18 protein-coding genes are annotated in these 17,389 nt (G+C 64.9%); 9 read left to right on the forward strand and 9 right to left on the reverse strand.

Features of this window, described 5'->3' with window-relative positions; all coding sequences use genetic code 11:
* Nucleotides 1–3 precede the first annotated feature (3 nt).
* The 4 genes from CUR21_RS14755 to uvrC all read left to right on the forward strand — a co-directional run bounded on the left by CUR21_RS14755 (nucleotide 4) and on the right by uvrC (nucleotide 3,965).
* On the forward strand, nucleotides 4–798 hold the full coding sequence (locus CUR21_RS14755) for a S49 family peptidase (protein WP_100197819.1): 795 nt from the start codon (nucleotides 4–6) through the stop codon (nucleotides 796–798).
* Nucleotides 799–981: a hypothetical protein gene (locus CUR21_RS14760; RefSeq protein WP_100197820.1), complete on the forward strand. Its 183-nt coding sequence runs from the start codon at nucleotides 799–801 to the stop codon at nucleotides 979–981. It abuts the gene before it with no gap.
* Between the two features lie 3 nt (nucleotides 982–984).
* The gene (locus CUR21_RS14765) at nucleotides 985–1,758 is read left to right on the forward strand and encodes an SDR family oxidoreductase (protein WP_100197821.1); all 774 of its coding nucleotides are present in this window, start codon (nucleotides 985–987) and stop codon (nucleotides 1,756–1,758) included.
* Between the two features lie 320 nt (nucleotides 1,759–2,078).
* Nucleotides 2,079–3,965 (forward strand): excinuclease ABC subunit UvrC, encoded by a 1,887-nt coding sequence (gene uvrC, locus CUR21_RS14770; protein WP_100197822.1) that lies wholly within the window; start codon nucleotides 2,079–2,081, stop codon nucleotides 3,963–3,965.
* On the opposite strand, the gene CUR21_RS14775 is transcribed toward uvrC, so the two are convergent.
* The 4 genes from CUR21_RS14775 to CUR21_RS14790 form a co-directional block, all read right to left on the reverse strand.
* Nucleotides 3,949–5,160: a winged helix-turn-helix domain-containing protein gene (locus CUR21_RS14775; RefSeq protein WP_100197895.1), complete on the reverse strand. Its 1,212-nt coding sequence runs from the start codon at nucleotides 5,158–5,160 to the stop codon at nucleotides 3,949–3,951. The two genes, uvrC and CUR21_RS14775, sit on opposite strands and share 17 nt — an antisense overlap.
* 48 nt (nucleotides 5,161–5,208) lie before the next feature.
* A complete protein-coding gene (locus CUR21_RS14780; RefSeq protein ID WP_100197823.1) occupies nucleotides 5,209–6,255 on the reverse strand; it encodes a fatty acid desaturase in 1,047 nt (348 codons plus the stop codon).
* A 144-nt stretch (nucleotides 6,256–6,399) separates the two neighbouring features.
* Nucleotides 6,400–7,587 (reverse strand): 23S rRNA (adenine(2503)-C(2))-methyltransferase RlmN, encoded by a 1,188-nt coding sequence (gene rlmN / locus CUR21_RS14785; RefSeq protein WP_100197896.1) that lies wholly within the window; start codon nucleotides 7,585–7,587, stop codon nucleotides 6,400–6,402.
* 165 nt (nucleotides 7,588–7,752) lie between these two features.
* Complete coding sequence (locus CUR21_RS14790) at nucleotides 7,753–8,262, reverse strand: invasion associated locus B family protein (RefSeq protein ID WP_369802541.1); 510 nt, start codon at nucleotides 8,260–8,262, stop codon at nucleotides 7,753–7,755.
* A gap of 192 nt (nucleotides 8,263–8,454) precedes the next feature.
* Here CUR21_RS14790 and CUR21_RS14795 point away from each other — a divergent pair, with 192 nt between their 5' ends.
* Together CUR21_RS14795 and CUR21_RS14800 are read left to right on the forward strand one after the other, a co-directional pair.
* A complete protein-coding gene (locus CUR21_RS14795; RefSeq protein WP_100197825.1) occupies nucleotides 8,455–9,444 on the forward strand; it encodes an asparaginase in 990 nt (329 codons plus the stop codon).
* Between the two features lie 289 nt (nucleotides 9,445–9,733).
* Nucleotides 9,734–10,081, forward strand: coding sequence for a DUF2794 domain-containing protein (locus CUR21_RS14800; RefSeq protein WP_100197826.1), 348 nt, complete (start codon nucleotides 9,734–9,736; stop codon nucleotides 10,079–10,081).
* Here CUR21_RS14800 and CUR21_RS14805 read toward each other — a convergent pair.
* From CUR21_RS14805 to CUR21_RS14815, 3 genes are all read right to left on the reverse strand, one after another.
* Complete coding sequence (locus CUR21_RS14805; protein ID WP_100197827.1) at nucleotides 10,078–10,962, reverse strand: C40 family peptidase; 885 nt, start codon at nucleotides 10,960–10,962, stop codon at nucleotides 10,078–10,080. The genes CUR21_RS14800 and CUR21_RS14805 overlap by 4 nt on opposite strands.
* Nucleotides 10,962–12,353 carry a M17 family metallopeptidase gene (locus CUR21_RS14810; protein WP_100197828.1) on the reverse strand — a complete coding sequence of 464 codons (1,392 nt, stop codon included), beginning with the start codon at nucleotides 12,351–12,353 and terminating at the stop codon, nucleotides 10,962–10,964. The genes CUR21_RS14805 and CUR21_RS14810 overlap by 1 nt, the downstream gene beginning before the upstream one ends.
* A gap of 76 nt (nucleotides 12,354–12,429) precedes the next feature.
* Entirely contained in the window at nucleotides 12,430–12,819 is a 390-nt protein-coding gene (locus CUR21_RS14815) for a hypothetical protein (RefSeq protein ID WP_100197829.1), read from the reverse strand.
* A gap of 144 nt (nucleotides 12,820–12,963) precedes the next feature.
* Between CUR21_RS14815 and CUR21_RS14820 the strand changes: the two genes are divergently transcribed.
* The 3 genes from CUR21_RS14820 to CUR21_RS14830 are packed head-to-tail and all read left to right on the forward strand — an operon-like array spanning nucleotide 12,964 to nucleotide 14,954.
* Entirely contained in the window at nucleotides 12,964–13,608 is a 645-nt protein-coding gene (locus tag CUR21_RS14820) for a carbonic anhydrase (protein ID WP_100197830.1), read from the forward strand.
* Nucleotides 13,609–13,659: 51 nt separating this feature from the next.
* Nucleotides 13,660–14,640 carry a sodium-dependent bicarbonate transport family permease gene (locus CUR21_RS14825; RefSeq protein ID WP_100197831.1) on the forward strand — a complete coding sequence of 327 codons (981 nt, stop codon included), beginning with the start codon at nucleotides 13,660–13,662 and terminating at the stop codon, nucleotides 14,638–14,640.
* A 5-nt stretch (nucleotides 14,641–14,645) separates the two neighbouring features.
* Complete coding sequence (locus tag CUR21_RS14830) at nucleotides 14,646–14,954, forward strand: transcriptional regulator (protein ID WP_100197832.1); 309 nt, start codon at nucleotides 14,646–14,648, stop codon at nucleotides 14,952–14,954.
* 74 nt (nucleotides 14,955–15,028) lie between these two features.
* On the opposite strand, the gene CUR21_RS14835 is transcribed toward CUR21_RS14830, so the two are convergent.
* On the reverse strand, nucleotides 15,029–16,051 hold the full coding sequence (locus CUR21_RS14835) for an aspartate-semialdehyde dehydrogenase (protein ID WP_100197897.1): 1,023 nt from the start codon (nucleotides 16,049–16,051) through the stop codon (nucleotides 15,029–15,031).
* Nucleotides 16,052–16,162: 111 nt separating this feature from the next.
* Nucleotides 16,163–17,329: an MFS transporter gene (locus tag CUR21_RS14840; protein ID WP_100197833.1), complete on the reverse strand. Its 1,167-nt coding sequence runs from the start codon at nucleotides 17,327–17,329 to the stop codon at nucleotides 16,163–16,165.
* Nucleotides 17,330–17,389 lie beyond the last annotated feature (60 nt).

A 17,389-nucleotide genomic window follows, 5' to 3' on the forward strand; every position in this document is an offset into this window, starting at 1 on the left:
ATCATGAAACACCTGATCCCCTTCATGCCCAAGCCGCCTGTTGTGTCTGTGGTCCGCCTGCAAGGCGCGATTGGCACCGGGGGGCGCAGTCTTTCGGATGCGGCCTTGGCCTCGGTGCTGGAGCGCGCCTTTTCGCGCGGGAAACCGGCGGCGGTGGCGCTTGTCATCAATTCGCCCGGCGGGTCGCCCGTGCAGTCGTCGCTGATCGCGGCGCGCATCCGGCGGCTGGCCGAGGAAAAGCGGGTGCCGGTGCATGGCTTTGTCGAGGATGTGGCGGCCTCGGGCGGGTATTGGCTGGCAACGGCGGCGGATCAGATCTGGGTGGACGAGTCGTCGCTGGTGGGGTCGATCGGGGTGATTTACGCCAGTTTCGGCTTTCCCGAGCTGATGCAGAAGGCCGGGGTGGAGCGGCGGGTGCATACCGCGGGGCGGTCGAAATCCTTTGCCGATCCGTTCAAGCCCGAGCGCCCCGAGGATGTGGAGCGCATCCACAAGATGCTGGCGCCGCTGCACCAGAATTTCATCGCGCAGGTCAAGGCGCGGCGCGGGGCACGGCTGGCGGCCGAGGCGGATCTGTTCAACGCCGATATCTGGGTGGGCCGCGCCAGTGTGGAGAATGGCCTGACCGATGGCATCGGGCATCTGGTGCCCAAGATGAAAGAGCTGTTCGGGCCCAAGGTGCGGCTGGTGGGCTATGGCCAGCGGCGCGGTCTGTTGCAGCGCTTTGGCATGGGGATGACCGATGCGCTGATGGCCAGTGTCGAGGAGCGGGCCCTTTGGGCGCGCTATGGGCTGTAGATGCTATTCAAGATCATCCTGATCTTTCTGCTGGCGATGGTGCTGGTGGGGATGATTGGCAAGGTGGTGTTTCCTACCGCCCTGGACCGGATGAAACGCAAGGCGCTGGGGCGGGGGCCTGTGTGCCGCGCCTGCGGGCGCTATGTCATTGGCAAAAGCTGTGACTGCGGGAAAAAGGGCTGAGAGATGACGGCATTGGTGACGGGGGCGGGCAAGCGGCTTGGCCGGGCGATGGCGCTTTATCTGGCGCGGCGCGGGCAGGATGTGGCGGTGCATTATTCCAGTTCCGAAGCCGAGGCGGCGGCGGTGGTGGCCGAGATCGAGGCGATGGGGCGGCGCGCGGTGGCGCTGCGGGCCGATCTTTTGCACGAGGCCGAGGTGGAGACGCTGGTGCCCCGGGCGGCGGCGGCATTGGGGCCGCTGACGGTGCTGATCAACAACGCCTCGATCTTTGAATATGACACGGTGCAGACCGGGACGCGGCGCAGTTGGGACCGCGCGCTGGAAAGCAATCTGCGCGCGCCTTTCGTGCTGATGCAGGGCTTTGCCGCGCAATGTCCGCAGGCGGTGCCAGATGAAAACGGCGAGCCGGTGGCGCAAGGGTTGGTCGTCAATATGATTGATCAGCGGGTGCACAAGCTGACGCCGGAATTCGCCAGCTATACGATTGCGAAGATGGGGCTGTGGGCGCTGACGCAGACGGCGGCGCAAGGTTTGGCGCCGCATGTCCGGGTGAATGGCATCGGCCCGGGGCCGACCTTGCAAGGCGGGCGGCAGTCGGCCGAGCATTTCGCCCGCCAGCGTGCGGCCACCATTCTGGGGCGCGGCGCGCATCCGTCTGACATCACGGCGGCGCTGGGATTCTTCCTCGACTCGCCTGCTGTGACGGGCCAGATGATCGCGGTGGACGGGGGCCAGCATCTGGGATGGAAGACGCCGGATGTGCTGGGCGTGGAGTGAGACGGGCCGCAGGGCGGTTCGGAGTTGTGCACTTTGCCCTGCATCTTCACACAGCCGTTACACAAGCCCCTGATTTTCAATGAAATTAACTTGTGTTAGAAAATTTTAGCATTGAAAACAATACCTTATCGTTTCGCCTAAAAAATAGGCATGTTAACGAAAGGGGTGGAAAACAAGGGAAATCCGGCGTTGTCAAAAGTTTTTCCTCAGGCTTATCCACAGAAACGGGGGACTTCTTCCCCCTTGCCCGCGCCGCGATATCATTGCAGCGATAGGGCAGAATCGATGACTCGGACGGAGATGATTTGAAGGAAGCCGGTGTGACCACGCAGACCCCAGAGCCAGAGGCGGAGACGGCCCCGGTTGCCACCGGACAGGCGGTGATTCAGGGCTATCTGAAAACACTGGACGCCTCGCCGGGCGTGTATCGCATGCTGAACCAGAAGGGCGAGGTTCTGTATGTGGGCAAGGCGCGCAACCTGAAGGCGCGGGTGTCGAATTACGCGCGCGGGCATGGCCATTCGGCGCGGATCGCGCGGATGATCTTTGAAACCGCCAGCATGATGTTCCTGACCACCCGGACCGAGGTGGAGGCGCTGCTGCTGGAACAGAACCTGATCAAGCAGCTGAAGCCGCGCTACAATGTGCTGATGCGGGACGACAAGAGTTTTCCCAACATCCTGATCTCGAAGACGCATGACTTTCCGCAGCTGAAAAAGCACCGGGGGAAGAAATCCGAGAAGGGCGCGTATTTCGGACCTTTTGCATCGGCGGGGGCGGTGAACCGGACGCTGAACCAGTTGCAGAAGGTGTTTTTGCTGCGCAACTGCACCGATGCGATGTTTGACTCGCGCACGCGGCCTTGCCTGCAATATCAGATCAAGCGCTGTGCCGCGCCTTGTGTGGGCAAGGTCACGCCCGAAGGCTATGGCCAGCTGGTCGCCGATGCCGAGCGGTTCCTGCAAGGCAAGACCACCACGGTGCAGGCCAATCTGGCGGCGGAGATGGCGAAAGCGTCCGAGGAGATGGAGTTTGAACGCGCGGCGGCGCTGCGCGACCGTATTCGCGCGCTGACGCAGGTGCAGCAGGCGCAAGGCATCAACCCGCGCGGGGTGGCCGAGGCGGATATCGTGGCGCTGCATCTGGAAAACGGGCAGGCCTGTGTGCAGGTGTTCTTTATCCGCGCCAACCAGTCTTGGGGGAACCGCGATTTTTACCCGCGCACCGGGGCGGGGGCGGAAGAGGCGGAGATCCTGACGGCGTTCCTGACGCAATTCTATGATGACAAGGAGCCGCCGCGGCTGATCCTGCTGTCGCATGGCGTTGAGGATGAGGATCTGGTGGTGCAGGCGCTATCAGACCGGGCGGGGCGCAAGGTGGAATTGGCGGTGCCGTTGCGTGGCGAAAAGGCCGAGCTGGTGGAAAATGCCACCCGCAACGCGCGCGAAAGTCTGGCGCGCAAGATGGCCGAGGGGGCGACGCAGAACAAGCTGTTGGCGGGTTTGGCCGAAGCGTTCGATCTGGACGCGCCGCCGCAGCGGATCGAGATTTACGACAACGCGCATATCCAAGGCTCGGATGCGGTGGGCGGCATGGTGGTGGCGGGGCCGGATGGCTTTGTCAAATCGCAGTATCGCAAGTTCAACATCAAATCGGCCGCCGGGGCCAATTCCGACGACTTTGGCATGATGAAAGAGGTGCTGACCCGCCGCTTTGAACGGCTGCTGAAAGAAGACCCGGACCGCAAGTCTGACATGTGGCCCGATCTGTTGCTGATCGATGGCGGGGCGGGGCAAGTCTCGGCCGTGGGCGAGATCATGGCCGAGCTGGGCGTGGATGATGTGCCGTTCATCGGGGTGGCCAAGGGCATTGACCGGGATGCGGGAAAGGAAGAATTCCACCGCCCCGGCATGCGGCCCTTTGCGTTGCAGCGCAATGATCCGGTGCTGTATTTCGTGCAGCGTCTGCGCGATGAGGCGCACCGCTGGGCCAATGGCGCGCATGTGGCCAAGCGCGCCAAGCAGGTGGGGGCGACGCCGTTGGATGACATTCCGGGCGTGGGCGCCACCCGCAAACGCGCGCTGCTGGCGCATTTCGGCAGCGCCAAGGCGGTGTCGCGTGCCGGGGTTTCCGATCTGATGGCGGTGGACGGGATTTCCGAGGCGATGGCGCAGGTGATCTACGACACGTTCAACGCGCGGGGCTGAGCGGTTCGCGCTGCCAGTCGGGCGCGTAATCGCAAAAGGTGCAGCCGCTGAAGACGGCCAAGCGGTCAAGCTCGCGCGCTAGGCCTGACAGGCGGGCCTTGGTCAGCCTAAGGCCGGGTTCGGGCCAGAAGGCGCGGATGCGCAAGGTGGTGCTGGCACGGTCGGCGCGGGCATCAAGGCGGCCGATCAATCGCGTGCCTTCCAGCACCGGGAAGACGTAATAGCCGTATTGGCGCTTGGCCTCGGGGACGAAGACCTCGATCCGGTAGTGAAAGCCGAACAGACGCTCGATCCGGGCGCGATCGCGCAAGGCGGGGTCGAAGGGCGACAGGATGCGCGGCCCGGAGGGCGGCGGCGTCAGCGCGCCGAGGCGGGCGGCCAGATCGGGGCGGGCGAGGGCGGGGCGGGGGCTGCCGTCGGCCTGTTCGACGGTCAGGCGGATCAGGCGTCCGGCGGCAAGCTCGGCGCGCGCCCAATCGGCGGCGGCGGGCTTGTCGATGGCGTGCCAGTAGCGGGCGATTTCGGCGTCATCGGCAAAGCCAAGGTTGGCAAGGGCCGAGGAACAGGCCCAGTCGATGTGCTGTTCGGGCGTGATTTCTGCCGCGAGCAGGGCAGGGGGAATGACGTTTTCCGTCAGGTCATAGACCTTGCGAAAGGCGTCGCGGCGGGTGACCGAGATCTGGCCCGTGCGCCAGAGCCATTCCAGCGCGGTTTTCGACGGGTGCCAATCCCACCAGCCGCCCTTGCTGCGCGGCTCGTCCTTGCCGACATCGCTGCTGCTGACGGGGCCATGACGGGCGATGTGGTTCAGGATGGTGTCGAACTGCTGGGTGTAGCCGTCGCGGAACCAGCGCTGCCAATTGCTGTGGAGCCGCGCGGCATCGCGGGCAAAGCGGTGCTTCCACTGCGGGAAAAGGGCGACGGGGAGGATGGAGGCATCATGCGTCCAATGCTCGAACAGGGCGCGGTTCTGTTCCAGCAGGGGTTTGAGCGCGGGGGGGCGGTAGCTGTGACGGCGTGCCCACAGGATCATGTGATGCGCGCGTTCGACCGAGGCGATGCTGTCGACCTGCACAAAGCCGATGCGGTCGATCAGGGCGGCCAGCGCCGGGCCTTTGGCGGGGCCGCTGCGCGGCTCGGCCAAGGCGTGGTGGTGCAGGAAAAGGTGGCGCGCGGTGGCGTTTGGCAGGTGCATGGCGCATTGCAACTGCGCCATGCGGAAAAGGTCAAGGCCTTTGCCGGATCACGCCGCCTGCGCGGCCCAGACCTTGCGGCCTTCGCGGAAGCTGACCAGACGCCGCCCGGCTTCGTCCCACAGGTGCAGGCGCGCGCAGGACAGGCTTTCGCGCAAGGTGAGCACCTGTGCTTCGGCCAGCGAGGGGTAATCGCGCAGGATTTCTGACAGGCGGTAAAAGGGGATGCGGCTGTAGAGGTGGTGGACATGGTGGATGCCGATGTTCGCGGTCATCCAGCGCAGCGGCTGCGGCAGTTTGTAATGCGAGCTGCCCAGCAAGGCGGCGTCATGCACCTGCCAAGCGGGTTCCTGATCCCAATAGGTTTCTTCGAACTGGTGCTGGACGAAGAACAGCCAGACGCCGATCGTGGCCCCGGCCACCACGGTGGGGGCGAAGATCAGCGCCAGCACCTGCCAGCCACCCAAGAGGTAAAGCCCCACCAGCAACACGGCCAACACCAGATTGGTGCCCATGGCCGACAGCCAATAGCGCCAGCCTGCGGTCATCAGACCCAGCGGCAGGCGGTATTCCAGCATGAACAGATAGGCCGGGCCGATGCCGAACATCACGATCGGATGGCGGTAGGCGCGGTAGAGCAGGCGGCCGAGCCAGCTGCGCTTGTGATATTCCTCGACCGTCAGCGTCATCACATCGCCGATGCCGCGCCGGTCCAGATTGCCGGCATGGGCGTGATGGATGGAATGGGTGCGCTTCCACACGGTATAGGGCGTGAGCGTGAGCACCCCGATGGCGCGGCCCACCCAATCATTCACCTCGCGGCTGGCGAAAAAGGACTGGTGCCCGCAATCATGCTGGATCAGGAACAGGCGCACCAGCCACAGGCCGTTCAGCACCGAGATCGCCAAGGCCAGCCACGGGCTGACCGAGAGCGCGGCCCATGCGGCCCCCCAGAAGGCAAGAAAGCCTGCAAGGGTGACGGCCAGTTCAAACAGCGAGCGTTTGGTGGAGGGGTCGCGGTATTTCGCCAGCAAAGGCACCCATTTTCTGGCGCTTGCCTCTTGGGCTTTCGCCAGATCGTTCTGCATCATCGTCATTCAGGGGCCTTCTGCGGCTGTCGGTCGAAGTGTCTTGCGGGGATGGACCGCAGGAAAACGGTCCCAGACTGATAGGTCGGGTTGCACAAACAAGCTACAAAAATCGAAACATCCGGCCGGGCGCGGCAATTTGCCCGGCCCGCGTCATCCACGCGCAAGGCCAGCTTCGGCGGCGATCTCACGCGCCGATTTGCGGGCGCGTTCGGTGGCCGATTTCAGCTGGCCACAGGCGGCCATGATGTCTTCGCCGCGCGGGGTGCGGATCGGGCTGGCATAGCCTGCGTTGTGGATGATGTCGGCAAAGGTGTGAATGCGGTTGCCGCTGGAGCGTTTGTAGGGCGCGCCGGGCCATTCGTTGAACGGAATGAGGTTCACCTTGGCGGGGATGCCTTCCAGCAGCTTGACCAGACGGTGGGCGTCTTCCTTGGTGTCATTGACGCCATCGAGCATCACATATTCAAAGGTGATGCGTTCGGAATTGGACAGGCCGGGATAGGCCTTCAGCGCTTCGAGCAGGGTGGCGATGTTCCAGCGTTTGTTGATCGGCACCAGTTGATCGCGCACCTCATCGGTGGTGGCGTGGAAGGACACCGCCAAGAGGCAGCCGATTTCGGTCGCGGTGCGGGCGATTTCGGGCACCACGCCGCTGGTCGAAAGGGTGATGCGGCGGCGGCCAAGGGCAATGCCTTCGTTGTCCATCACGACTTTCATCGCGTCACGGACGTTTTCGAAGTTATACAAAGGCTCGCCCATGCCCATCAGGACGATGTTGCTGATGCGGCGGATTTCCTCTTTCGGCGCGCCTTGCACTGGCCATTCGCCCAGATCGTCGCGCGCGAGCATGACTTGGCCGACAATCTCGCCAGCGGTCAGGTTACGGACCAGTTTTTGCGTGCCGGTGTGGCAGAAGGAGCAGGTGAGCGTGCAGCCGACCTGCGAGCTGATGCAGAGCGTGCCGCGGTCGGTTTCGGGGATATAGACCACCTCGACCTCATGCCCGCCCGCGATGCGGACAAGGTATTTGCGGGTGCCGTCTTCCGAGATCTGCCGGGTGACAACCTGCGGCAGTTCGATCACGAAATGCTGGGCCAGCAAAGCGCGATAGTCTTTGGCCAGATTGGTCATCTGGGCGAAATCGCGCACGCCCCAGTGATAGACCCATTGCCAGACCTGCCCCAGCCGCATCTTGGCCTGCTTTTCGGGGGTGCCAGCGGCAATAAGCGCATCGCGCAACTGGTCACGCGTGAGGCCGACGATGTTGACCGGCCCGCCTTCGGGCAGCTTGCGCGGCAAGGTCAGCACATCTTGGGTGATCGGGGCGGTCGGGGTCATCGGCGGTTCCATCGACAGGGCAGGCTTTGGATATAAGGGATTATCGGGCAAAACGGAACGGGTCATCACGCAAGGCCGGAAACGATCGCGTGTGCGCCCAGACCTGTGGGAAAATGCAAAACGCCCCGGAGACTCCGGGGCGTGTGCAGCGGGATCAAGGCACGCTTATCTGCAGCGGGCCTCGGCCTCTTGCATGGCGGCGGTGAAGCCGCGCAGGCTGAAGGTGTCTTTGGTCTGGGTGCCGCGCCCCGAAGCGCCTGTCAAGACGGCGGTGGCGCCGCGCTTCATCGCGTTGAGCAAGGCGGCATCGGCTTCGGCGCTCGCAGGCCATGCCCATTCGCCATCGGCGAAAAGATCATAGGACTGGCCGTCGATCTCGACCTTGACGGTCGAGCCATTGGCAAAGGGATAGCCGCCGGTGAACGACACCTCGCCGCGCGCGCCTGCGCCGGGGCGGAAGGTCACGAACAACAGAATGTCCCCGCGCCGCACCGAGACCGGCTGGCCATCGCGGGTGTTCACGGTTTCCTTGGGGCTGGAAACGCCCCAGCATTCTTGCGGATTCGACTCGGTAAACACGCTCCAGTCGGTCTTGGTGGCGACGCGATTGGTGGATTCCTGTGCAGTGGCAGTCGATGCGGCCAAGGCCATGGCAGCGCCGAGTGCGGTGCGCACGAAGATGGATGTCATAATATTACAGCCTCCAAGCTGTCCTTTGCCTCCCCCCTGTCTGCTGCCGGCCTTGTGCTGCGGCTTTTATCTGGCATGGGGGCGTTCAACCCGATATCCCACCCATAACGCAAAAAGGCCAATCCGCGAAAGCCCCATGGGCAACAAATCGCGCATCTGTGACGGGGGAAGATGAGGATGGACATGCAGCCGATGGTAGAGCTGTGGCGGGGCGGGCGACTGGAAAGCCAGCATGCCGGGCATGCGGTGATCTGGGGCGAAGGGGGCATGGTGGAGGCGTGGGGCAACCCTGCCGCGATCATCTATCCGCGCTCCTCTTGCAAGATGATTCAGGCCTTGCCCTTGGTGGAAAGCGGGGCCGCGGATGCAGCGGGCCTGAGCGACCGGCACCTCGCGCTGTCTTGCGCCAGCCATGAAGGCGCGGCGCTGCATGTAGAGGCGACGGGGCGCTGGCTGGCCGGGCTGGGCCTGAGCGAGAGCGATCTGCGCTGTGGCGCGCATGAACCCTATGACCGCGACGAGCGCCTTCGCCTGATCCGCGCAGAAGAGAAGCCGTGTCAGTTGCACAACAATTGCTCGGGCAAGCATTGCGGTTTTCTGACGATGACGCGGCATATGAAAGCAGACCCCGAATATGTGGAATTGGATCACCCGCTGCAACGTGCGATCCGGCAGGTGACGGAAGAGGTGTGCCAAGAGACGGTGGCAGGCCATGGCATCGATGGCTGTTCGGCGCCGAATTTTGCCACCTCGCTGGCGGGGCTGGCGCGGGCGATGCAAAGCTTTGCCGCGGCGCGCGACACCGGGGATGCGCGGCAGCGCGCCATGGCACGGCTGCGCGATGCGATGGCCACGCATCCCGAGATGGTGGCAGGCGAAGGCCGGGCCTGCACCGAGTTGATGCGGGCCATGGGCGGGCGGGTCGCCATCAAGACCGGGGCCGAGGCGGTGTTTGTGGCGATGATCCCCGAACAGAGGCTTGGTCTGGCGCTGAAGATCGCCGATGGCGGCACGCGGGCTTCGGAAGCGGCAGTGGTGGCGCTGTTGGTGCGCTTGGGCGTGCTGGAGGCGGGGCATCCAATGGCGCAAAAGCGTCTGCCCGGCGTGCAGCGCAACTGGCGTGGGCTGGAAACCGGAGAGCTGCGTCTGGCAACGGGCTTTGCCTAAGGAAAAAAGCCCCCGTCGGTTTGACGGGGGCCTTCTGCCGCAGGCGCAGGTCCGGGAGCCAGATATCTGGGTGGGGGCAGTCAACACCTGACCTCCGGACCTGACACTCTGCAAGGACTGGTATCGCCTTGCGATGTGGCTGCAATCGGGTGGGCCTGCGGCGCTTGCGGGGTGTTTTCACGGTAAAACTGCGGCGGAGCCGGGGGGGGTAGACTGCGGCGGAGCCGCGGGTGGGCTGCGCGGCGTTGTGCGGGCTTGATTTACCGCCGCCGGGCGATAAGCTGGGCATATGACGGTTCAACCCCCGAGCCACTTTCCCTTTGCCACATCCCTGCCCGAGCAGGTTTGTTTTGATCGGCGTGAATTGTCGGCCATTCTGGCGCTTTATGGCCGCATGGTCGCCTTGGGTGAGTGGCGCGATTACGGCATTTCCACCTTGCGCGATTTCGCGGTGTTCGAGATTTATCGGCGCACCGCCGAAAACCCGCTTTACCGGATCGAAAAGCGCCCCAAGCTGCGCGGCAAGCAGGGGATCTATGCGGTGGTGGGCATGGATGGGCAAATCCTGCGGCGCGGCGGCGATCTGGGGCAGGTGTTGCGCGTGTTGGAACGCAAGCTGATCCGCCCGGTCGATTAACCCGGCGTGACCTTGCCCTTGTCGTCGCCGGGCCGCGGCGCCCGCAGGAACGACCGGATCGGAACGATGACGCGCCGTCGCGCGATCACCGGGCCGCCATTTTGCGCCAGAATGCGGGAGATCGCGGCGGCAATCGGCTCGAACGCGACGCTCATGGTATGGCCATTGGCATGCAGGATGCGCCGCTTGTCACTGACCCAAGCGACATGGCCTTGCCAGAACAAGAGGTCCCCGCGTTGCAGGGGCACGCTGTCATCCAAAGGGTGGCCAAGCGCTTTTTGCTGGTCGCTGTCGGCGGGGCAGGACAGGCCGCAGGCCAGCAGCGCCGCCTGCACCAGACCGGAACAATCGATGCCCGCCGCCGAATTGCCGCCCCACAGATAGGGCGTGCCGACAAAGCCTTCGGCCACCTCCACCGGATCCAGCGGGCGGTCGGTGAGCGCGCGCAGATGCGCAAGCGGCACATGGCCATGCGCGGTTTGCGCAAAGCTGCCGGTCTGTCCGGTGACGGCCAGCCGGGCGCCGAAAGGCAGGGCCGCGATTTCGGGCGCCTGCACCTTGGGCGCGCTGTACAGATGGCTTGCGCGGGCGCTGACCCAATGGGTGGGCGGCACGGCGGGGCCGATCGCCGCCTCGGCCACCCAGCCACAATAGCCGTCCTTGGCCGCCTGCACGAAAGCATGGCCATCGCGCAGATCGATCACGGTGACGGCGTCGCCCAGCAGAAGCTGACGGTCGCGCGCGCCGCCCGGATGCGCGAGCAGATCGGACAGAGGCTGGCGGATGCTGGCGGGTTCGCCATCGGTGAAGGTCGCGTCAACCCGGCCGCGCAATTCGGGCAGGGCAAAGCGGCCGGAAAACGGGGTGCTGCGCCGATCCATCACAGGCCCAACATCTGGGGCAGCGCATAAAGCACCGCGCGCGCGCCTTGGCCCGCGCCTCCCTTGGGGCGGGCGGGCAGATCGGACGGGATGTGGCCGTAGATGTCGAAATGGGCATAGCGCGGGCTGTCGACGAAGCGGCGCAGGAACAGCGCGGCGGTGATCGCCCCGGCAAACCCGCCCGAGGGCGCGTTGTCGAGATCGGCAATCCCCGGTTCGATCATCGGCTCGTAAGCCTCCCAGAAGGGCAGGCGCCAGACCGGATCACACCCTGTGGCCGCCCCGGCCGCAAGGGCGGTGGCAATCTCGGGGTCGTCGGTGAAATACGGCGCCAGATCAGGGCCAACGGCGACGCGCGCGGCCCCGGTGAGCGTGGCCATCGAGATGATCGTGGCCTCCGCCTCTTCGCTGGCATAGGCAAGCGCATCGGCAAGGATCAACCGCCCTTCGGCATCGGTGTTGTTCACCTCGACCGTCAGGCCCTTGCGGCTGCGCAGGATATCACGCGGGCGCATCGCCCTGCCCGAGACGCTGTTTTCCACCGCGGGCACCAGCACCCGCAGGCGCAAGGGCAGGCCAAGCCGCATGATCATCAGCGCAAGCCCCATCACGGTGGCGGCGCCGCCCATATCCTTTTTCATCAAGAGCATGCCGGACGAGGGTTTCAGGTCCAACCCGCCGGTGTCAAAGCACACGCCTTTGCCCACCAGCGTCAGCTGCGGGCCCTCGCTTCCCCAGCGCATCTCCAGCAGGCGGGGCGCGCGCGGCGAGGCGCAGCCGACCGCGTGGATCATGGGGAAGTTTTGCGCGAGCAGGTCATCGCCCACAATCGCGGTGGCGGTGGCGCCGAACTCTTCGGCCAAGGCAAAGAAGGCCGTCTGCAACTCTTCAGGCCCCATGTCATTGGCGGGGGTGTTGATGAGATCACGTGTGAGGTATTCCCCCGCCGCCATGGCGAGCAGGGTTTCCCCGTCCAGACCTTCGGGCAGCTTCAGCCGGGGCAGGGCGGCGGCGGGCTTGCCGGGGCGATAGCTGTCAAACCGGTAGCTGGCCAGCAGCCAGCCCAGAACAGTTTCTTGCGCGGCGGCTTCGGTCAGCGCGCCCGACAGGTGCCAATCGCCTGCGGGCAAGGCGGCCACCGCCTTGGCCAGACCAAAACGGCTGCGGGCGCGGGCCTTTGTGCTGCCAGTGCCGATCACCGCGCCGTCCAGCCCATCGGCGCCGGGGAGCAGCCGCACCTCGCCCAAGGCCGCCTCGAACCCCGTGGCCTTGAGCCAGCCCGCATGCGCGGCGCCCGGACCGGCCAGCCAATCGGACAGGTCATCAGGCGCTATGACATGCAGCGGCAAGGACGGGGCATCGGCGGGCGCAAAGGCGGGCAGGCGGGGCATCGGCGGTTCCTTTTGTGTCGGCCAGAGCCTAGCCGTTCCGCCGCCGCCCGCAACCCCCCGCCGCCCTGCGCCGCGCCTAATTCAGCGACTGGTCCAGCAGATCCTTGTCAGGGGCAAGCGCGCGTTCGGCAATGCGGATCAGCCGCGCCCAGACCGCGGAAAACGCCGTCGAGTCGTCCGAGGCAAGGCATATGCGCAGGTCGGCCGCCACCAGACCCAAAGAGATCATGCCCAAACTTTCCGCCATCCCCTGCAGCCGCCGCAGGGGACGGCCAAGATCGGCCAGATCATGCGCCCGCACCCGGGCCGCCAGCCCGGCCATCGTCAGCGCCAGTTCCGCCAAGGCGCGTGTCACCACCTGTTCCGCCGAGTCGGTGCCCAGATTGCGGTAGATCGTGGCAATCGGCCCGCCATCTTGGCGAACATGATCTCTTGGACGCAACACCACCACATTGTCAGCCTGCATGGCCCACACCTCTTGTTTCACACCCAAGGGTCAGACTGCGCCGGCATGTTGAAGAAAAGGTTGCAAGCGCAGCACAATCCCTCTCGAATTTTCTGCAATTGCTGCCTATTAGGGGGGTCCAAGTCATGCGGAGGCCCCTCGGTCATGGATGTTGCGCGCCCACTTCCCCATTACCTGATCCAGCGGTTCCACGGCTGGCGGGCGACCACCTATCAGGACAACAAGGCCTGGTTCCGGCGTCTGGCCGAAAGCGGGCAGCATCCGCGCGCCATGGTGATTTCCTGCTGTGACAGCCGGGTGCATGTGACCTCGATCTTCGGCGCGGATGAAGGCGAGTTCTTCATTCACCGCAATGTGGCCAATCTTGTGCCGCCCTATTCGCCCGATGGCACCTATCACGGCACTTCGGCGGCGGTGGAATATGCGGTCACCTCGCTGGGGGTGGCGCATATCGTGGTGCTGGGCCATTCCAACTGTGGCGGGGTCAAGGGCTGCCACGACATGTGCATGGGGCATGCCCCGGCGCTGGAGGAAAAGACATCCTTTGTGGGGCGCTGGATGGATATTCTGCGCCCCGGCTTTGAGCGGGTGAAGGATCTGCCCGATGCCGATCGCCCGCGCGCCTTGGAAAAAGAGGCGGTGCTGGTCAGTCTGGAAAACCTGATGACCTTCCCTTTCGTGCGCGAGGCCGTGGAGGGCGAGCGGCTGACCCTGCACGGGCTGTGGAACGACACCGGGGCAGGGCAGCTGGAACATTACGATCCTCTGCGCGGCTTTGTGGCGGTCTGAACGATCACGCCCGACAGGTCTGTCCCATAGAACCGCGAACAGGGGGCACTGATGCAGGATATCCTTGGTCTGGCGCTGGCCAACCTTCTGTCGCCCATGATCTTGTGCTTTGCGCTGGGGCTGTTTGCAGCCTTGGCGCGCTCTGAGCTGACAGTCCCGGAGGCTGCGGCGAAGGCGCTGTCGATCTACCTGCTGTTTGCCATCGGCTTCAAGGGCGGGGTGGCGGTGGCCGATCATGGGGTGGACGCGCGGCTTCTGGCGGCGCTGGGGGCCGGTGTGGCCTTGTCCTTCGCGCTGCCTTTCGTGGCCTTTGCCCTTTTGCGCGCCATGACCCGGCTTTCCACCACCGATGCGGCGGCGGTGGCCGCGCATTATGGCTCGATCTCGATCGTGACATTCGTGACCGGGGCTTCGGTGCTGACCTCACAAGGCATCGCCTCGGAAGGCTATATGGTGGCCGTGGCGGCGGCGATGGAGGCCCCGGCGATCATCTCGGCGCTGTGGCTGGCCCGCCGCGCGGGCAGCGGGGCCGAGCGGATGGACGCCGAATTGTGGCGCGAGATTTTGCTGAACGGGTCCATCGTGCTGTTGGTCGGGGCCTTTGTGATTGGCATGGTCACCGGGCAAGACGGGATGGCGCGGATCGAAAGCTTCATCGTGTCGCCGTTCCAAGGGGTGCTGTGCCTGTTCCTGTTGGATATGGGGCTGGTGGCAGGGCGGGGCCTGCGGGCGTCGCGTGGGGTGCTTAGCCTTGGGGCGGTGGGCTTTGGCTTTGTGATGCCGGTGATCGGGGCCGCTGCCGGGCTGGTGGCGGGGATGATCCTTGGCCTGTCCACCGGCGGTGTGGCGCTGATGATGGTGATGGCGGCCTCGGCCAGCTATATCGCGGTGCCGGCGGCGATGCGGGTGGCGCTGCCCGAGGCGAACCCTTCGGTCTATCTGACGCTTTCGCTGGGGGTGACCTTTCCCTTTAACCTGACGCTTGGCATCCCCGCCTATGTGGCGGTGGCGCAGGCGGTGACCGGAGGCTGAGACGCATGCAAACGCATAAGGCCAAGCGCGTGGAAATCATCATCGAAGCGCCGATGCAAAGCCGTCTGACCAGTGCCCTGACCCGTGCCGGGGTGACCGGGTTCACCATTCTGCCAGTGCTGGGCGGATCGGGGCGGTCGGGGGAATGGACCCGCGAAGGGCAGGTCGGACGCGGCGGCATGGTCGCCGTGGTCTGCCTGATCCGGCCTGAACGGCTGGAAACACTGCTGGACGCTGCCTTTGCGGTGGTCGAGCGCCACATCGGCGTGGTGTCGGTCACCGATTGCGAAGTGCTGCGGGCCGAGCGGTTCTGAGCCACGCGGGCGACACGATGACAGCAAAAAGCCCGCCGGAGGGGCGGGCTTTTTCCGGTTTCAGCGGGCGGTGATCAGCCCTTTTTCAGGCAACGCTGGCCCAGCACTTCGGCGATCTGCACCGCGTTCAGGGCCGCACCCTTGCGCAGGTTGTCTGACACCACCCAGATGTTCAGGCCGTTTTCCACCGTCTCGTCCTGACGGATGCGGCTGATATAGGTGGCATATTCGCCCACACATTCGATGGGGGTGATGTAGCCGCCGGCCTCGCGCTTATCCACGACCAGCACGCCGGGCGCTTCGCGCAGGATATCGGTTGCCTCTTCCCAGTCGAGGTAGTCTTCGAATTCGATGTTCACCGCTTCGGAATGGCCCACGAACACCGGCACGCGCACGCAGGTGGCGGTGACCTTGATTTTGGGGTCGAGGATCTTCTTGGTCTCGACGACCATTTTCCATTCTTCCTTGGTGTCACCGGAATCGAGGAACACATCGATATGCGGGATCACGTTGAAGGCGATCTGCTTGGGGTAGACCGAGGGCGAGACCTCTTGACCCGGGACATAGATGCCCTTGGTCTGGTTCCACAGCTCGTCAATCGCTTCCTTGCCGGTGCCTGACACGGATTGATAGGTCGAGACCACCACCCGCTTGATGCGCGCGCGGTCATGCAAGGGCTTGAGCGCCACCACCATCTGCGCGGTCGAGCAGTTGGGGTTGGCGATGATGTTCTTGTTCTTGTAGCGCACCACGTCGTCGGCGTTCACTTCCGGCACGATCAGCGGGATGTCGGGATCGTAGCGGTAGAGCGACGAGTTGTCGATCACCACGCAGCCCTGACTTGCGGCCTTGGGCGCATAGGTCTTGGTGGCATCCGAGCCGATGGCAAAGAGCGCGATGTCCCAGCCAGTGAAGTCGAATGTGTCGAGGTCCATCGTCTTGAGAGTCTTGTCACCGAAGCTGACTTCAGTGCCCAGCGACTTGCGGCTGGCAAGTGCGGCGATCTCATCCACAGGAAATTCACGCTCGGCGAGGATGTTGAGCATTTCCTTGCCCACATTCCCCGTCGCGCCCACGACAACGACTTTATAGCCCATCTGGCCCTCCATGCGTCAAACGACGAGGGTCCTTACCGCAAAGGGGAGGGAGGGGGAAGAGAAAGAGCGGGGCTCTGCCCCGCACCCCGGGATATTTGTGAACAGATGAGCTTAGTCGGTGCGATCTTGCGAGAAGGCGTAGACCAGAAGGCCTGCGGCGAGAAGAAGGGCGATGAAGCCGAAGATTGCCGTGTAGGGCGCCGAGGCCGGATCGGCCGGGGTGGCGGCATGCAGGCGGCCGGTGGCGAGTTGCAAGAGGCCGACAGGCGCGATGCCAAAGAGGTTCAGGAGCGTCACGCCGCGCCCGGTGAGATGCGCGGGGATGAAGGCGCGGCCATGGGCGATCACCATGGGGAAGGAGGCGCCGGCAAAGCCGAGTCCCGCGAGCAGGGCAATGGTGAGCGTGGGGCTTTGCGGGGCGGTCCAGAGCCCGAGGATGCAGGCAAGGGCCAGCGCATTGCCGCCGAAGATCAGCCATTTGCGCGTGCCAAGCGCGCGTTCGAGCGGGCCATAGGCAAAGCTGCCCGCCACCATCGCCAGCCCCATGATCAGGCTGACCTGTCCGATCCAGGCGGCATCGGCGCCGAAGACATCGCGGAACAGCGGCCCCACCCAAAGCCCGCGGATCGAGGCGGCGGGGGCATAGCAGACCGCCATCATCACCAGCATCGGCCAGAGCGCAGGCATCTTTAGCAGGTCGAGCAGATTGCCTTTCTGGCCGCCTGCGCTGCGCGGCGGATCCCGCAGCAGCAGCAGGATTGCGAGCGCGATCAGCGCCGTGATCGCGGCAAGGCCCCAGAGCGTTGTGCGCCAGCCCAAGGCCTCGACCGCCAGCGACAAGGGCAAGGACGAGCCGATGTTGCCCAGATTGCCGATGCCCACCGTGGCCCCGGCGAGGGTGCCGAAAACGGCGGGCGCATAGCTGCGGGCGAAGATGTAATAGGAAGCCATCAGCACCGAAGAGCAGCCCATGCCGATCAGCACCATGGCCAGCTTGATCGCGCCCGGCCCGGCGGCGGTGGCAAAGATCGCGGCCCCCAAGGCACCGATGCCCATCAGCACGGCGGTGGTGAGGCGCGGCCCGACGCGGTCCAGCGCTTCGCCCACCGGGATCTGCATCAGGGCAAAGGCGAGGAACCACAGGCCCGAGGCAGCTGCCAGATCGCTGGCGGTGGCGCCCAGATCGCGGTCCAGCACCGGGGTCAGCACCGCCAGAAAGGCGCGGTAAAACTGGCTGAGCACGTAAGCCCCCAGAAGGGCTGCAATTCCGGCGCGCATGTCTGGTCATCCTCCCTGATGGCCCGCGATCCTTGCAGGGCGCAAGGCGCGGGTCAACGG

The sequence above is a fragment of the Pseudorhodobacter sp. MZDSW-24AT genome, from assembly GCF_002794355.1.
In the GTDB taxonomy this organism is placed as follows: Bacteria; Pseudomonadota; Alphaproteobacteria; order Rhodobacterales; family Rhodobacteraceae; genus Pseudotabrizicola.